The organism is Actinomycetospora sp. NBRC 106378, assembly GCF_030269685.1.
Lineage (GTDB): Bacteria > Actinomycetota > Actinomycetes > Mycobacteriales > Pseudonocardiaceae > Actinomycetospora.
In genome coordinates this window covers 52,624-68,320 of the sequence record NZ_BSTT01000015.1, presented here as the reverse complement: position 1 = coordinate 68,320, position 15,697 = coordinate 52,624, and the positions used below count along the sequence as shown (strand labels likewise).

Annotated in this window: 16 protein-coding genes and 1 tRNA gene; 9 read left to right on the top strand and 8 right to left on the bottom strand. The window is 75.4% G+C overall.

The genetic code is table 11. From position 1 onward, the window contains the following. Nucleotides 1–15: 15 nt before the first annotated feature. The 5 genes from QSK00_RS25190 (at nt 16) to QSK00_RS25170 (ending at nt 3,942) form a co-directional block, all read left to right on the top strand. Nucleotides 16–690 (top strand): GNAT family N-acetyltransferase, encoded by a 675-nt coding sequence (locus QSK00_RS25190; RefSeq protein WP_285595312.1) that lies wholly within the window; start codon nt 16–18, stop codon nt 688–690. 273 nt (nt 691–963) lie between these two features. Then, complete coding sequence (sepX, locus tag QSK00_RS25185; protein ID WP_285595310.1) at nt 964–1,971, top strand: divisome protein SepX/GlpR; 1,008 nt, start codon at nt 964–966, stop codon at nt 1,969–1,971. Nucleotides 1,972–2,127: 156 nt separating this feature from the next. Next, a tRNA-Ala gene (locus QSK00_RS25180) sits at nt 2,128–2,203 on the top strand. 168 nt (nt 2,204–2,371) lie between these two features. Continuing rightward, nucleotides 2,372–2,806, top strand: coding sequence for an SRPBCC family protein (locus tag QSK00_RS25175; RefSeq protein WP_285595308.1), 435 nt, complete (start codon nt 2,372–2,374; stop codon nt 2,804–2,806). Nucleotides 2,807–2,880: 74 nt separating this feature from the next. Then, the gene (locus QSK00_RS25170; RefSeq protein ID WP_285595306.1) at nt 2,881–3,942 is read left to right on the top strand and encodes a winged helix DNA-binding domain-containing protein; all 1,062 of its coding nucleotides are present in this window, start codon (nt 2,881–2,883) and stop codon (nt 3,940–3,942) included. A gap of 6 nt (nt 3,943–3,948) precedes the next feature. On the opposite strand, the gene QSK00_RS25165 is transcribed toward QSK00_RS25170, so the two are convergent. Continuing rightward, entirely contained in the window at nt 3,949–4,083 is a 135-nt protein-coding gene (locus QSK00_RS25165) for a hypothetical protein (RefSeq protein ID WP_285595304.1), read from the bottom strand. Between the two features lie 142 nt (nt 4,084–4,225). On the opposite strand from QSK00_RS25165, the gene QSK00_RS25160 reads away from it, so the two are divergent. Genes QSK00_RS25160 through QSK00_RS25145 form a run of 4 tightly spaced genes read left to right on the top strand, consistent with a single transcriptional unit; the run spans nt 4,226 to nt 8,320 of the window. Further along, on the top strand, nt 4,226–5,512 hold the full coding sequence (locus QSK00_RS25160) for an acyltransferase domain-containing protein (RefSeq protein WP_285595302.1): 1,287 nt from the start codon (nt 4,226–4,228) through the stop codon (nt 5,510–5,512). Continuing rightward, entirely contained in the window at nt 5,509–6,456 is a 948-nt protein-coding gene (locus QSK00_RS25155; RefSeq protein WP_285595300.1) for an MBL fold metallo-hydrolase, read from the top strand. The genes QSK00_RS25160 and QSK00_RS25155 overlap by 4 nt, the downstream gene beginning before the upstream one ends. A gap of 11 nt (nt 6,457–6,467) precedes the next feature. After that, nucleotides 6,468–8,111 (top strand): acyl-CoA carboxylase subunit beta, encoded by a 1,644-nt coding sequence (locus QSK00_RS25150; RefSeq protein ID WP_285595298.1) that lies wholly within the window; start codon nt 6,468–6,470, stop codon nt 8,109–8,111. An 11-nt stretch (nt 8,112–8,122) separates the two neighbouring features. After that, nucleotides 8,123–8,320, top strand: a complete 198-nt coding sequence (locus QSK00_RS25145) for an acyl-CoA carboxylase epsilon subunit (protein ID WP_285595296.1) — start codon at nt 8,123–8,125, stop codon at nt 8,318–8,320. Between the two features lie 10 nt (nt 8,321–8,330). On the opposite strand, the gene QSK00_RS25140 is transcribed toward QSK00_RS25145, so the two are convergent. The 7 genes from QSK00_RS25140 to QSK00_RS25110 all read right to left on the bottom strand — a co-directional run bounded on the left by QSK00_RS25140 (nt 8,331) and on the right by QSK00_RS25110 (nt 15,696). Further along, on the bottom strand, nt 8,331–8,936 hold the full coding sequence (locus QSK00_RS25140) for a response regulator transcription factor (protein ID WP_285595294.1): 606 nt from the start codon (nt 8,934–8,936) through the stop codon (nt 8,331–8,333). A gap of 92 nt (nt 8,937–9,028) precedes the next feature. Further along, on the bottom strand, nt 9,029–10,270 hold the full coding sequence (locus QSK00_RS25135; protein ID WP_285595292.1) for an NAD(P)/FAD-dependent oxidoreductase: 1,242 nt from the start codon (nt 10,268–10,270) through the stop codon (nt 9,029–9,031). Beyond that, nucleotides 10,270–11,259: an aromatase/cyclase gene (locus QSK00_RS25130; RefSeq protein ID WP_285595291.1), complete on the bottom strand. Its 990-nt coding sequence runs from the start codon at nt 11,257–11,259 to the stop codon at nt 10,270–10,272. Before QSK00_RS25130 ends, QSK00_RS25135 begins: the two co-directional genes overlap by 1 nt. 24 nt (nt 11,260–11,283) lie before the next feature. Next, nucleotides 11,284–12,057 carry an SDR family NAD(P)-dependent oxidoreductase gene (locus QSK00_RS25125; protein ID WP_285595289.1) on the bottom strand — a complete coding sequence of 258 codons (774 nt, stop codon included), beginning with the start codon at nt 12,055–12,057 and terminating at the stop codon, nt 11,284–11,286. Further along, on the bottom strand, nt 12,054–12,314 hold the full coding sequence (locus tag QSK00_RS25120) for an acyl carrier protein (RefSeq protein WP_285595287.1): 261 nt from the start codon (nt 12,312–12,314) through the stop codon (nt 12,054–12,056). Before QSK00_RS25120 ends, QSK00_RS25125 begins: the two co-directional genes overlap by 4 nt. A gap of 72 nt (nt 12,315–12,386) precedes the next feature. After that, on the bottom strand, nt 12,387–13,208 hold the full coding sequence (locus QSK00_RS25115; RefSeq protein ID WP_285595285.1) for an AfsR/SARP family transcriptional regulator: 822 nt from the start codon (nt 13,206–13,208) through the stop codon (nt 12,387–12,389). Nucleotides 13,209–13,398: 190 nt separating this feature from the next. Next, the gene (locus tag QSK00_RS25110; RefSeq protein WP_285595283.1) at nt 13,399–15,696 is read right to left on the bottom strand and encodes a sensor histidine kinase; all 2,298 of its coding nucleotides are present in this window, start codon (nt 15,694–15,696) and stop codon (nt 13,399–13,401) included. Between the last annotated feature and the right edge of the window lies 1 nt (nt 15,697).

Genomic DNA, 15,697 nt, shown 5'->3' with positions numbered 1-15,697 from the left:
CGCACACTGCTCCCCATGGGCGGCGCGCCGATCTGGGGAGGGACCAGACCCACCGGTCGGCACCCCGGGTGGCCCGACCGGCTGCGGTCGCTGCGTGTGCCCGCCGGGGTGGTGACGCTGCGCCCCGTGCGGTTCACCGACGGCCGGGAGTGGTCGCGGCTGCGGCTGCGCGACGAGGACTACCTGACGCCCTGGGAGCCGATGCCCCCCGGCCGCTGGTCGGACCACAACGCCCTCGTCGAGTGGCCCGGCCGCTGGGGCACGTTGCGCGCCATGGGGCGGGCGGGCACCGCCCTGCCGTACGCGCTCACCGTCGACGGCCGGTTCGCCGGTCAGGTCGTGGTCGGCAACATCGTCCGGGAGCCGCTGCTGTCGGCCTACGTCGGCTACTGGGTCTCGGCCGAGCACGCCGGCAAGGGTGCGACGACGGCGGCGGTGGCCCTCGCCGTCGACCACTGCTTCTCCCGCGTGGGGCTGCATCGCGTCGAGGCGACCGTCCGACCGGAGAACGCGGCGAGCCTGCGGGTGCTCGGGAAGCTCGGCTTCCGCGAGGAGGGGCTCCTCAAGCGCTACCTCGAGGTCGACGGCGACTGGCGCGACCACGTGGTGCTCGCGGTCACCGCCGAGGACGTCCTCCCGGACGGCCTCGTGGCCCGGCTGCTCCGTGCCGGGCGGGCCGAACGCGCCTGACCTGCGGTCCTCACGGCGGGTCGTGCGGTCCTGACGGCCGGTGACGACGCTCGACCGGCGCTGGACCACCCACACGGCCCAGCGACCTCAGGGTTTGACCAGCCCATCGAGTGGTCATCGGCCGGTCGACCCCGCCGACTCCTTCCCTCACTGGAGGGTGATGGTCACGGTTCGCACACGACACGCCGTCGCGGTTCCGGGGCTGATGGGGCTCGTGTGACTAGCGTGGTTGGCGGTCGGAGGAACGGGCCATCGGGTCGGGGAGGTGGACGGGTGCCGAGTTCATTGGTCTTCGCCGCGCTGGTGGTCGCGTGGCTCGCGGTGCTCGTCCCGGTGGTCGCCCGGCGTCGCCAGATGGTGCCGAGGCCCGCCGACGCCGATCTGAGCGCGCGGGTGCTCGCCCGGCCGGAGCGGCCGGTGGCTGCCGTGGCGACGGGCACAGCGACGGGGGACGAGGAGGTCACGATGACCAGCACGACGGACGAGGTCCGGGACGAGGACGTCCTCGCGTCGGCGCCGGAGGCCGCGCCCGAGGGGCGGGTCCTCGACCGCGCCCGGCGCGGTGCGGACCTCCACGAGGACGACGACCTCGGGTACGACGACGAGTACGACGACGGCTACGAGGACGGTCGCGACGAGCCCGTCGACGACGGGTACGACGACGGGTACGACGACGGGTACGAGGCCGGCTACGACGACGCTCCCGCCGCTCGGCCACGTACCTACCGGCCCGGCCGGGGCGGCTTCGACGCCGAGGCGGCCGAGGCGGCGGCCCACGCCCGCTACGCGTTCCGCCAGCGGGTGGCGATCGCGCTGATCGTCGTCGCCGTGCTCTCGGTGTTCGCCGCGCTGGTGGTCTCCTCGGCGCTCTGGTGGCTGTTCGTGGTCACCGTCGTCGGGCTGGCCGGCTACTTGGTCTTCCTCCGGCGGCAGACCCGCATCGAGGACGAGGTCCGTCGTCGTCGTGCCGCCCGGCTCTCCGGGGAGCGCCGCGCGCTGGAGGCCCGCCGCGAGCGCCAGGTCGAGCACGAGGAGCGGCTCGCCGAGGCCGAGCGGTGGGGTCGCTACGAGTCCGGCGAGCACGAGCTGCCCGAGGTCCCGGAGGCCCGGCGCGAGGACGAGTTCCTCGACGACGAGGTGCCCGGGCCGCGGTGGATCGCGCCGCGCACCCCGGCGCCGGAGGTGCCCGCGGGCACGGAGCTGGTCGACGACACCGACGACGACCCCGCCTTCTGCGACCTGGACGACCACCGGGTCCCGGCCTATCGCCGCGGCGCCTGAACCGATACTCCGGCCCCGTCGCCGGGTGGACGCCCACCGACCGCTGCCATCCCCCGACGGCGGACGGTGGGCCTCCACCCGACGACGGGGCCGGCGGCGTCCGGGCCCACCCGCTGATCGCCCGCCGCACGTCGTGGCGTAGAGTTCCACGTCGTCGGGGCTGTGGCGCAGTTGGTAGCGCGACTCGTTCGCATCGAGTAGGTCAGGGGTTCGATTCCCCTCAGCTCCACCAGCAGTTCACGAGAGGCCCGGTCCCCGTCGGGGGCCGGGCCTTCGTCGTTCCCGGTGGTGTCGGGTCGGCGAGCCCGCCCGACCGCGGGCCGGCCCTCGCGTCTCGGGCCGAGCCGGCTTCGTGCGCGATTCGAGTCGGCGGGGGTCGTCTGTCCCGTGCGATGACGACGTGGGAGGTCCGACGATGCAGTGGGTCCGCAGGGTCGACGTCCCCGCCCCCGCCGAGGTGGTGTGGGAGCTGATGCGCGACGTCGGGCGATGGCCGAGCTGGAACCCGGCGGTCGCGCACGTCGACCTCTCCGAGGAGGGCCTCGTGCCGGGGGCGCGGCTGACGTTGACCTCGACGGGGATGTGGTGCCACGACTACCGCGTGGCGTTCGTGGAGGAAGGATCGCGGTTCGCCGCCGTGAGCGCCTCGCTCGGGCTCGGGCACTGGTTCGAACGCCGGGTCCTGACCGGCGGGACGGACGCGTGCACGGTCCGCCTGACGTGGGCCATCGGCGGACTGATGGCGGCGACGGCCGACCGGGGGGTGCACGCCGTGGTGACGTCGCTGCTGGACAGCGAGGGCGTGTTCCTGCGGGAGCGCGCCCTGGGCGCCTGATCGGGCGCCTCGACCACGGCTCGAGGCGCCCGCGCCAGGCTGGTGCCTCCCGGCGGGCGAGGAGGGACGACAGGGTGGTGCGACCACGGACGCTGTCGTGGCGACGGCTGAACCGGAGCCTGCTGGCCCGCCAGTTGTTGCTCGAGCGGGCGGCGCTGGGGCCGGAGCAGGGGATCGAGCGCCTCGGCGGGCTCCAGACCCAGTACGCCCCGTCCGCCTACGTCGGGCTCTTCTCGCGGCTGGCGGACTTCCGCCGGCAGGACCTCACCGACGCCCTCTCCCGACGCCGGGTGGTGCAGGGCTGGGTGATGCGCTCGACCATCCACATGGTCTCCGCCGGGGACCACGCCCCGCTGTGCCTGGCGGTGCGCGAGGCCCGGCGGACGTGGTTCCGTCGGACCTTCCCGGACGCCCGCGAGCTCGATCTCCCGCGGGTGGCCGCGATCGTCGAGGACGTGCTGGCGGACGGTCCCCGCCGCCAGGCGGAGATCGTCGAGGTCCTCGACGCCGCGGGCCTCCCACGGTCGGCGTTCACGGCCGCGCAGCTCTGGACCGACCTGGTCCGCGTCCCACCCGCCGGCACCTGGGAGCAGCCCCGCGCCCACGTCTACGGACTCGCCCGGACCTGGCTCCCCCGCCGGCGGCCGGGGGACCTCCCGGCGGCGGAGGAGCGGCTCGTGCAGCGTTACCTGCGTGGGTACGGCCCCGCGAGCCCGCCGGACGTGGCGCGGTTCGCGGGGTGGACGGTGACGGCGACCCGCGGCGTCCTGGCCCGGATGGAGCTCCGCCCGTTCGTCGATCCCGACGGCCGGGAGCTCGTCGACCTCCCGCGTGCGCCGCTGCCGGACGAGGACGTCCACGCCCCCGTCCGGCTCCTGTCGAACTTCGACGCACTCCTGCTGCTCGGCCATGCCCAGCGGGCCGGGGTGGTGCCGGCGGAGCACCGGGAGAAGGTGTTCCACACCCGGATGCCCCAGTCGACCCCGGTGGTCCTCGTGGACGGGCGGGTGGCGGGCACGTGGCAGTGGGACGCGGGCCGTGTCCGGGCGTCGCTCTTCGCCGCGGTCCCCGCGTCCGCCGGCACGGAGCTGGACGCGGAGATCGCGCGGCTGGAGGCCTTCGCCGCGGCGGACTGACGCGCCCTAGTCGAGACCGCGGACCAGGTGCGGCTCGTCGTGGGCGTCGTCGGCGGGGAACTCGTCGCGGGCGCGGTCACGGACCGGGCGGTCGACGACCGTGGTGGCGTGGTGGGTCTCGCTGCAGCCGGTGGGGGACATCGGATCTCCGCTCGGTCGGGGTGGGTGTCCCCGATCACCCTCGCCCGCGGTTCTCGACGGGGGCCGGACCCGTGCTCGACGCCCCGCTCGAGGGGGCCGCGAGACCGGCGACGGACTCTCGTCGGCGACGGAGGGAGCCGGCATGACGACGCTTCAGGACCGTCCCGTCGGCGGGACCGGGACGCCCGGGGCCGGCGGGACCGCAGCCGCACCGCGGCTCGTGCTGTGGTCGGCCGAGGACGCCGAGCACGAGCGCTGGGTGCGCGGGCGCCTGTTCGGCTCGGCCGAGCTGGCCGGCCGCCGGACGGTCGTCCGGATCGGCCCGGCCGGGCGCGGCACCGTGCGGGCCGGGGTGGTGACCACCCCGGCCACGGCGGCGCGGGACATCGCGGGCGCCCCCGTGGTCCCGCCCCGTCCCGGCGGCCCCCGCCCGGTCGCGCTGCTGTTCCCCGGCCAGGGCTCGCAGCACCCGGGGATGCTGACCGGGCTCGCCGCCGCCGACCCGCGGTTCCGGCGGGACGTGGACCGGGTGCTGGACACCTGGGGCGAGGAGGGCCGGGCCATCCGCTCGGACTGGCTCGCCGCCCGGCCCCGCGTCGAGCTCGACGACGCCCGGCGCGCCCAGCCCCTGCTGTTCACGCTCGGGGTGGCGTTGGGAGCGGCGGTGCTGCGCTGGGGCGTCGAGCCGGCCGAGGTGCTGGGCCACAGCGCCGGTGAGCTCGTCGCCGCCGCCCTCACGGGTGTCCTGGCCCCGGAGGCCGCCGCCCGGATGGTGCGGGACCGCGTCGCCGCGGCGGTGGACGTCCCCGGGGGCATGCTCGCCGTGGCGGCGTCCGTCGCCGAACTCGCGCCGCACCTGACCGGAGGCGTCGGGGTCGCCGCGGTGAACGCCGCCCGCCAGACGATGCTGGCCGGACCGACGGACGAGCTCGCCGCGGTCGCCGCCGTGCTCGCCGGGCACGACCTGGTGGCCCGCGCCGTCCCCGCCACCACGCCGTTCCACAGCGCTGCGATGGAACCCGCGGTGGAGCGGTTGCTGCGCGACGCGGAACCCCCCGAGCCCGGCACCCCGTGGTGCACGCTGGTCAGCGGCTACACCGCCGCGCCCCTGCGGCCCGAGGACGCCCGGTGTCCGCGGTTCTGGGCCCGCCAGCTCGCGGACACCGTCCGGTTCGGGCCGGCGCTGGACACGCTGCTCGCCCGGGGTGACCGCATGCTGCTCGAGACGGGGCCGGGTCAGGTCCTCTCGGCGTTCGCCCGGCGGCACCGCGCCGTGCGCTCGGGCCGGAGCACGGTGGTGTCGCTGGCGCCCGGGGACGTCCCGGACCGGCGTGCCGTGCTCGAGGCCGCCCTCGCCCTCTGGCTGGAGGGCCACCCCATCGACCCCGACGGGTTCCCGCCCGTCGATCACCCCCGGGAGCAGCGATGACCCTCACCCCGTCCGTGCGAGCCGGATCGGCCCCGCCGTCCCCGCAGGAGGATCTGCAGGAGGTCGCGGACGGCGTCTTCGCCGCGGTCGCGGAGGGCGGCGGCTGGTGCGTGAGCAACGCCGGCCTGATCGTCGGGGAGGGGCGCAGCGTCCTCGTGGACACCGCCGCGACCGCCCGCCGGGCGCGGCGGCTGCGGGGTGCGGTCGGCCGGGTGGTCGGCGGCGTCCCCGACGTGCTCGTCAACACCCACCATCACGGCGACCACGTCTTCGGCAACGCCGCCTTCGCCCCCGGCTCGGTGGTGGTCGCCCACGAGCGCACCCGGCAGGAGATGGCCGAGGCGGGGTTCGGGCTGCGGACGCTGTGGCCGGACGTGGACTGGGGCGAGGATCCCCTGGTCCTGCCCGACGTGACGTTCGCCGACCGCCTCACGCTCTGGGCCGGGGAGCTCCGGGTCGAGCTGATCCACGTCGGACCCGCCCACACGACCAACGACGTCGTCGTCTGGGTGCCCGACCGCAAGGTGCTCCTCGCCGGCGACGTGGCCATGTCCGGGGTGACGCCCTACTGCCTCATGGGCTCGGTCAGCGGGTCCCTGACGGCGCTCGACCGGCTCGCCGGCCTCGGCGCCACCACGGTGGTGTGCGGCCACGGACCGGTGGGCGGACCCGAGATCCTCGCCGGGACGGCCCGCTACCTCCGCTGGGTCGAGGGCCTCGCCCGGGAGGGCGCCGCGGCGGGCCTCGGAGCGCTCGAGATCGCCCGGGCCGCCGACCTGGGGGAGTTCGCGGACCTCGTCGACCCGGAGCGACTGGTCGGCAACCTGCACCGGGCCCTGGCCGACCAGGCCGACCCGCACCGACCCGGTCGTCCCCTCGACGTCGGGGCGTCCTTCCGCGAGATGGTCGCCTTCCACGGCGGACTCCCCGACTGCCACGCCTGAGGAGCATCACCATGACCGACCCCGCCGTCCCCCTGTCCGTCCGGCCGGCCCCGGCCGATCCGCCGACCGCCGGTGCCACCGTGCACCCGTTGTTCGGGCGCCGACCCGTCGACCTGCGCGACCACGCCGCCGAGCTCACCCGGTTCAAGACCGAGCTCCGGGTGCGGCCGTCGGCCGCCACCGAACGGCAGCACGCCCAGGGGAAGCTGACCGTGCGCGAGCGCCTCGACCTGCTCTTCGACGAGGACTCCTTCGTCGAGCTGGAGCCGTTGCGCCGGCACCGCGCCACCGCGTTCGGCATGGACGCGAACCGGCCGCACGGGGACGGCGTGGTCGCCGGATGGGGCACCGTCGACGGCCGCACGGTCTTCGTGTACGCGCACGACTTCCGGGTCTTCGGCGGGTCGCTGGGGGAGGCGCACGCGCAGAAGATCCACAAGATCATGGACATGGCGATCGCGACCGGCGCACCGCTGGTGAGCCTGTCCGACGGGGCCGGGGCGCGGATCCAGGAGGGGGTCACGGCGCTCGCGGGGTACGGCGGCATCTTCCGCCGCAACGCCGAGGCCTCGGGGGTCATCCCCCAGATCAGCGTCATCCTCGGACCCTGTGCGGGTGGGGCCGCCTACTCGCCCGCCCTCACCGACTTCATCTTCATGGTGCGGGGCACCGCGCAGATGTTCATCACCGGGCCGGACGTCGTCGCCACCGTCACCGGCGAGACCATCGACCAGAACGGCCTCGGCGGGGCGGACGTGCACGGGAGCACCTCGGGCGTGGCGACCTTCGTGCACGACGACGAGGAGTCGTGCCTGGCCGAGGTCCGTCACCTGCTCTCGATGCTGCCCTCGAACAACCGCTCCACCCCGCCCGTCGAGCCGACGGACGACCCCGTCGACCGGGGCAACGAGCGGATGTTCGAGCTGGTGCCGGTGGACACGACGGCCGTCTACGACATGCGGGACGTCCTGACCGAGCTCGTCGACGACGGGGACTTCCTCGAGCTCCAGGAGGGCTGGGCGACCAACATCGTCTGCGCGCTCGCCCGGCTCGACGGCCACGTCGTCGGGATCGTCGCCAACCAGCCGCGGTCGATGGCCGGCACGGTGGACATCGACGCGTCGGACAAGGCGGCGCGGTTCGTGCAGACCTGCGACGCGTTCAGCATCCCGCTCGTGACCCTGCTCGACGTCCCCGGCTTCCTCCCGGGCACCGACCAGGAGCACGGCGGCATCATCCGGCACGGCGCGAAGATGCTCTACGCCTACTGCAGCGCCACGGTGCCCCGGATCCAGCTCATCCTGCGCAAGGCCTACGGCGGCGCCTACATCGTCATGGACTCGCGGTCGATCGGCGCCGACCTGTCGTTCGCGTGGCCGACCAACGAGATCGCCGTGATGGGGGCGGAGGGGGCGGTGAACGTCATCTTCCGACGTCAGATCTCCACGGCCGACGACCCCGAGGCGGCCCGGGCCGAGATGCTCGCGCGCTACCGCGAGGAGCTCGTCGACCCGCACTACGCGGCCGAGCGCGGCCTCGTCGACGACGTCATCTGCCCGGCCTCCACGCGCCTGACGCTCATCCGGTCGCTGGACATGCTGCGGGCCAAGTACCGGGCCTCGCCCGTGCGCAAGCACGGCAACCCGCCGGTCTGAGGGAGCGCGCGATGGACCACATCGTCGTCACCTCCGGGTCTCCGACCCCGGAGGAGCTGGCCGCCGTCGTCGTCGCCCTGGCCGCGGCGCTCGGAGGCACCCGGGCGGGGCCACCGGTCCCGGACGTGCCCCCGACGTGGTGGCGGCCCGAGGTGCACCGGGCGCCGGGCTCGTGGGTGGTCACCGGGTCGGACCGGCGCGTCGCGTGACGTGCCGGGGTCAGAGCCAGCCGGCGTCGCGGGCGATCCGCACCGCGTCGACCCGGTTGCGGGCGTTGAGCTTGGTGGCCGCCGAGGTCAGGTAGTTGCGGACCGTCCCGAGGGAGAGGTAGAGGCGGCCGGCGATGTCGTCGGCGTCGGTGCCGTCGGCGGCGAGGGCCAGGACCTCCAGCTCCCGACCGGTCAGCGGGCACTCGCCGCTGTCCCACGCCGAGAGCGCGAGGTTGCTGTCGATCACCCGCCGTCCGGCGGCGACGCCCCGGACGGCGTCCGCGAGCTCGGACGGCGGCGCGTCCTTGAGGACGAAGCCGGAGACCTTGGCCGCCAGCGCGCGGCGGAGGGTGCCCGGGCGGCCGAGGCTGGTGAGGATCAGGGTCCGGGTCGTGGGCAGCTTCTCGTGCAGCTCGGCGGCCGCCGTGAGGCCGTCGGTGCCGGGCAGGTCGATGTCGATGACCGCGACGTGCGGACGGAACTGCCGCGCGACGGGCAGGATGCGGTCCCCCGAGGACACGTCGGCGACCACGCGCATGTCGGGCTCGAGATCGAGCAGCGCGATGAGCGCCCCCCGGACCATGTGCATGTCCTCGGCGATCATCACGTCGATCACGGCGTTGCCCCTCCGACCACGCTCCGTCGCGGCGATGCCGCCCCCCGGCCGGTGCCGTCCCGGAGATCACTCTAGCGGCACGGGGAGGGGGTTCAGCAGAGGGCGAAATCGGCACGGCCTGCGACCTCGGCGGTCACGACCGTGCCGGCGGCGAGGAGCCGCCGGGCCGCGAGGTGCTCGGCGGGGCGGTTCACCGACTCCACGCACCGGAGGACGCCGTCGCCGAAGCGCAGCGTGGAGAACCGGCCGGAACCGGGGTCCCCGAGGGTCCTCGTCCGGTCCCGGCCGGCGGCTCGGCCGGCGATCTGCACCGTGAGGCCGTGCTGGCTCGTCCAGAACCACGGCAGGTCGGAGTACGTCGGCCCGGCTGCGGTCCCGAGGAGGGACGCGGCGACGAAACGGGCCTGGTCGACGGCGTTCTGCACGGACTCGACGCGGATGCGGGCCCCGCCGACGGGGCACGGGAAGGCGGCGCAGTCGCCGACGGCGCGGATCGCGGGGTCCGTGGTCGTCAGGGCCGCGTCGACCTCGACACCCTCGACACCCTCGACACCCGCGGGCGCGCCGTCGCCGACGGCGAGCCCCGCGGCGCGGGCGAGCCCGGTGCGCGGGACGGCGCCGACGGCCACGACCACGAGGTCGGCGGCGAGCCGGGTCCCGTCGGCGAGCTGGACGGCACGCACCGCACCGTCCCGGCCGAGGAACCCCTCCACGCGTCGATCGAGCAGCAGCGTGGTGCCCTGCTGCCGGTGGGCGGCGGCCAGGGCGTCCGCGGTCGGCGCGGAGAGCGCGCCGGGCAGGACGGCGGCGGCCCGCTCCACGACGGTCACGGTGTGGCCGAGCGTGCGGGCGGCCGCGGCCAGCTCGAGGCCGAGGAAGCCGGCGCCGATCACCACGACGTCGAGGACGTCCCGGGCGAGGGCGAGCCGGAGCGCGTCGGCGTCGGGCAGGGAGCGGAGGGTGACCACGCCCGCGAGGTCGGCCCCCGGGACCGGGAGCCGCCGGGGCCGGGCCCCGAGCGCGAGGACGAGGTGGTCGTAACCGACGGCCGTGCCGTCCGCGAGCCGGACCGAGCGGGCGGCGCGGTCGATCGCGCTCACCCGGGCCCCGGTGCGCAGGTCGATCCCGTGCTCGGCGAACCAGGCGGGCCCGCGCAGGGCGACCGAGCGGGAGCCGCCCGGCCCGCCGAGGTAGTGCTTGGACAGCGGCGGGCGCTGGTAGGGCGCGTCGTCCTCGGCGCCGAGCAGGACCACCCGGCCGTCGTGGCCGTGATCGCGCAGCGATGCCGCGACCTGGAGGCCGGCCTGTCCGGCGCCGACGACGACGACGTCCATCAGGCCGCCGCCCGCCCGGTCGCGGCCCGGCCCTCGGCGAAGGCCTTCGCGTGCGCCAGGGTGGTCCGGCTGTTGGTCCCGAGGGCGTGCCGGACCATGGCGCGGGCCCGCACGAGGTCGCGGGTCCCGAGGAGCGCGGCGACCTCCTCGGGTCGGAGCACCACGGTGTGGGCCGAGGTCGCGACCACCCGGCCGGGCCGCGCCGGGACCTCGGTGATGCTCCACCGGCCGGTGTGGGCGGCCATCACCGCGGGGGTGGCGGTCTGCTTGTAGACGATGCCGCCGTCCGGCAGGCACACCCGCACCGACTCCGTCGTGTGCAGCGAGCCGTCCGTGGAGCGCGTGTCCATGGACATCACCTGCACGCCCGGCTCGTCCTCCGTCACGTCCAGCCGCGCCACGTGCGGGAGCCGGGCGGGCCAGAGCGCCGCGTCGCGCAGGAAGCCGGCGACGTCGTCGGCCGCCCCGTCGATCTCCACGGAGTCGGCGAACTCGAGGACGAGGTCGGCGCGGGACGCGCCCTGCTCGGCCGCCTCGCGCAGCGCGGCGAGCTCGGCCGTGCTGTTCACGTCGACGGCGCGACGGATCAGGTCGATCGCCTCCACGTCGGCGGCGGTGAAGTCGTGGCGCAGCTCCACCAGGGTCCGCCCGTCGTCCTGCGGCAGCAGCCGCCACTGGCCGCCCATGGTGCGGACCGGCGCCGCGGGGCGGCCCTGGCGGAAGTCCACGGTGAGTGCTTCCGGGTCGAGCGTGCGGTGCGAGGTCCAGGTCCGCACGGTGCCGTGTGCGAAGGCCCAGATCCGCAGGTGCTCCCACGCGGGCGTGGACTCGAGTACCTCGACGTGCACGGTCGGCCCGAAGGTGTGGGGCCAGGCCGTCACGTCCGCGACGAGCTCGTAGACGTCCCGCGCGGGGGCGGCGACGAGCTCGGTGTGCACCATCTCGACACGACCGGCAGCGGTCGTGGTGACGTCGGCGAGTTCGGTCACGGTCGTCTCCTGGTGTGGCGTGGGTCAGTAGTTCCCGAGCCCGCCGCAGACGTTGAGGGCCTGGGCGGTGACGGACGCGGCGGCGTCGGAGACGAGGTAGCCGACCATCGCGGCCACCTCCTCGACCGCGACGTAGCGACCGAGGGGGATGCGGGCCTCGAACTTCTCCTTCACCGCCTCCGGCGTGGTGCCGTAGTGGTCGGCGTGGCCCTGGCGGACCCGGGCCGCCATCGCCGTCTCGGTGTAGCCCGGGCAGACGGCGTTGACCGTGATGCCGGTGCGCGCGAGCTCCAGCCCGACGGCCTTGCTGAAGCCGACGACGCCCGCCTTCGAGGCCGAGTACGGCGCCGCCAGCGGGACGCCCTGCTTGCCGCCGGTCGAGGCGATGTTGACGATCCGGCCGCTCGCGCCGTCCCGCATCCGCCCCGTCGTCAGGACCTCGCGGGTGACCCGGAAGACCGAGTTGAGGTTGGTGTCCACGACGTCGAGCCAGAGCGCCTCGTCCATCGTCGCGGTCTCCCCGCCGCCGTTGCGGCCGGCGTTGTTGACGAGGACCTCGATCCGTCCGTAGCGGGCCACGGCCGCCTCGACCGCGGCGCGGACGGCGGCCGTGTCCGTGACGTCGCAGGTGGTGCCGTCGACGTCGAGCCTGTCGTCGGTGAAGCGCTTCACGGTCGCGGCGACGTCGTCCGCGCTGCGGGCGCAGCCGAACACGGACAGTCCTGCCCGGGCGAGCGTCGCGGTGACGGCGAGCCCGATGCCCTCGGTGAAGCCGGTGACGAACGCGGCCCCGCTCATGCCGCGTCCGCGACGGCGCCGGCGGCGACGACCTCGAGCAGTCCCCGCGGGGTGTGCAGGTGCTCCAGGTCGTCGTCGGAGATCGCGATGCCGGTGCGGCGCTTGACCAGCGTCGCCATCTCCAGCATCGCGAGGGAGTCGAAGCCGAGGTCGGTGAACGGGACGTCGAGGATGTCGCGCGAGAGGTCGACGTCCTCGTCGTCGCCGACCGCGGCGCGCATGATGCTCTTCAGGTCCTCGAGGCTGAGCTCGCTCATGACGGTTCCCTTCCGTGGTCCGGTGGCCGTGCCGCCGGGAGTGGTGCCGGGGACGACGATGCGCGCTCGGCCTCAGGAGGCGCTGGAGGCGATCTGGAGGCCCGGCTCGAGGTGGGCGGGACGGAGCTCGAGGGCCGGGTCGGAGTCGAGGATCCGGTGCTGCAGCGCCTGCAGACGGGCGGACGGCTCGACGCCGAGCTCGTCGACGAGGGTGGCGCGCAGCGAGCCGAACACCTCGAGGGCCTGCCACTGGCGCCCGGACCGGTAGAGCGCGAGCATCTGCTGGGCGCGGAGGTTCTCGTTCATCGGGTACCGAGCGCACAGCATCGAGAGCTCGCCGAGCAGGCTCTGGTGGCGGCCCAGCGACAGCTCGGCCTCGATGCGGTTCTCGAGGGCCGCGAGCCGGGTCTCCTCGAGCCGGGTGATCTCCATGCCCAGCGGCAGCCCGACCGCGACGTCGACGAGGGTGGCCCCCCGGCACAGGCGCTGGGCCTCGTCGAGCAGCCGGGCGGCGGCGTCGTGGTCGCCGTAGTCGAAGGCGCGCCGGCCGGCCTCGGCCAGGCGGGCGAACTCGGTGGCGTCGACGCACTCCGGGTCGACGTCGAGCATGTAGCCGCCGAAGCGGGTCGTGAGCACGTCCTTCGCGGACCGGCCGTTCGGCGCGAGAGCCGCGTCGAGCAGGCGACGCAGCTGCATCACGTAGGTCTGCAGGGTGGTCTGCGCGCTGCGCGGGGGGTTCTCGCCCCAGAGTTCGTCGACGATCGTCGAGACGGGGACGACGGCGCCGGCGTGCAGCGCGAGCAGGGCGAGCACCTGACGCGGCTTCGCGGCGGTGGGGAGGATCGAGCGTCCGTTGACGCGAGCCTCGAGGGGGCCCAGGACCTGGATCTCCATGACGGTGCCTCATTTCCGGGGAGGGCCCGCACCGCTCTGGCGCATCGGGACCCGCTTCAACTCCGACGAGACCAAGTCCACCCGGATCGGGTGCCGTCCGGCAGTGCACAGCCCACCGGGTCGGGGTGGCTTCGTCCCCGCCCGATCCGTGAGGAACTCACGCCCCGACGGGTGACGGGGGAGGGGTCGGCTACGGGGCCTCGACCGGGGCGCGGTCCGGCTCGAGGGCGGGGACCTCGACGCTCACCCGGTAGCCCGTGGCCCCGCAGGGACCTGCGGCGAACGTCCCGCCGACGTCGGCCACCCGGGCGCGGAGGTTGCGCAGACCGCTCCCGGTGCCGTCGGACCCGGCGGACGGGGCTCCGGCGCCGTCGTTCTCGATGAGCAGGACGGCCCGGCCGTCGCGTTCCTCGAGCCGGATCGAGCACCGGGTCGGTGACCCGTGCCGGAGCAGGTTGGTGGCGCTCTCCCGCAGCACGACGGCGATCACGCCCTCGACCTCCGGCGTGAGGGGCGGACGGCGCCAGTCCACCACGGTCTCGACGTCGGCGGCCCGCAGGACCGACGTCACCGAGGCGATCTCGTCGTCCGCCGGGAGGTCGCGCACCGCCCCGCCCCGCCCCCCGATCTCGACGAGGGCGCTGCGCACGACCGCGGTCAGGTCCGCGACCTCCGTGCCGGCCCGCGCGTCACCGGCGCCGACGAGCCGGGCCGCGAGCGAGCTCTTCAGCGCGATCGCGGACAGGGTGTAGCCGAGGAGATCGTGGAGGTCGCGGGCGAACCGGACCCGCTCGCGGGCCGTCGCGAGCTCCGCGAGCGACACGTAGGCCGCGTCGAGCCGCACCGCCACCGACCGCAGCCGCATCACGACGTACACCACGGCGCCCTGGTCCAGCGTCACGACGATGCCGTAGGCCACGCCCGCCGCCCCCGCGCCGGTGAGGGCCGAGGCGGCGGCGACCGCGGCCACCACCGCGACGAACCCGATCTCGGCCGCGGGGCGGGGGAGGACGACGAGCACGGCGCCGGCGACGAGGCCGGTCAGCCCGACCGGGGCGGCGCCGAGCAGGACCGCGGGCGTGAACGCCACGGCGGCCTGGACGGCGAGGAGCGCGACCGTGCCGGGCGGGCGGCCGAGGACGATCCACGCGTGGAGGGCCAGGACGACGGTGTTGCACGCGAGACCGAGCAGGAGCGGTCCGGTGCCCGTGAGCTGCTGGGCGGCGATGACCACCGCGTTGAGGTAGTACCCGAGGTGGATGACGAGCAGGAAGGTCGTGGCCCGGCGCGGGACGGCGATCCCGCCCAGGGGCGGCGGGGCGGGTGCGACCACGGGGCCGGTCCGCGGGAGGACGACCTGCAGCGCGTACCTCGGCGCGGTGACGACGGAGAGCGAGCCCCCCGAGGCGACGACCGCCTCCCTCAGCTCCTCCGCGGTGGCCGGCGGGCCTGGCGCGCCGTCCGCCTCCACCTCGATGCCGACCGTGGTGTCGCGGCGGACGACGGTGATCCCGCACCGGTGCACGCCGGGGCGGCCGAGGACGTCGTCGGTGGCCGCGCGCAGGAGCGTGATGAGGTCGTCGGCGCCGTCGAGCCCGGCCCCGCCGAGGTCGACCGTGGTCCGGACCCCGGCCGCCTCGAGGGCGCTCCTGGCCCGCGCGACCTCCTCCTCCAGGGCGGCCCCGCGATAGCTGCGGACGACGCGGCGGACGTCGGCGAGGGCGTCCCGCGCGGCACCGGCCACGGAGCCGAGGTGGCCGGCGGCATCGACCGGCCGGGTGGTGATCTGGCGACCGACCAGCTCGCAGCGCAGGGCGAGGGCGGACAGCCGCCTGCCCAGCAGGCGGTCGAGCTCCTCGGTGAACCGGAGGCGCGCGGCGACCGCCGCGAACTCCGCGAGCTCGGAACCGGTGCGCCCCAGCTCGCGCAGCAGCCGCTGCAGCGCGCCCAGACCGTAGATGATCAGCCCGGTCAGGGCGGTCTGGAAGGTCACGTAGGCCCAGTCGAAGGCCTCGACGGGGACGAGATACGCGAGCACCCCGCCGAGGAGGACGACGGCGGCGTAGCACCACCGTGCGGCCGGGCCCCGGACGACGCCGAGCAGGTTGCCGGCGAGGAACCCGAGGAGGCCACCCCAGTAGATCCCCGACCAGGCCCACGGCACGAGGATCAGGACGGCCTGCACCGCGAGGGCCGCCAGCCGGTAGGGGCGCGGCACCCGTGTCGAACGGAGACCCAGGAACCCGAGCTGCAGGCCGACGATCGCGCCGGCGGCGATCACGGCGACGGTGATACGGACCGCGTCCGGCAGGACGAGCGGACCGTTCGTCCGTCCCAGGAGGGCGTAGACGAGGGCGTTCGAGGCGAACCCGAGGACCACGACGACCGTCGCGACGGTCGCGAGCGGGGCGGCGGCGACGGGGTCCGGCTCGGCGTCCGGGCCGGGCTCGAGGGCGGTGTCGTGCGACTGGGCCTGCTGCTCGTCCACG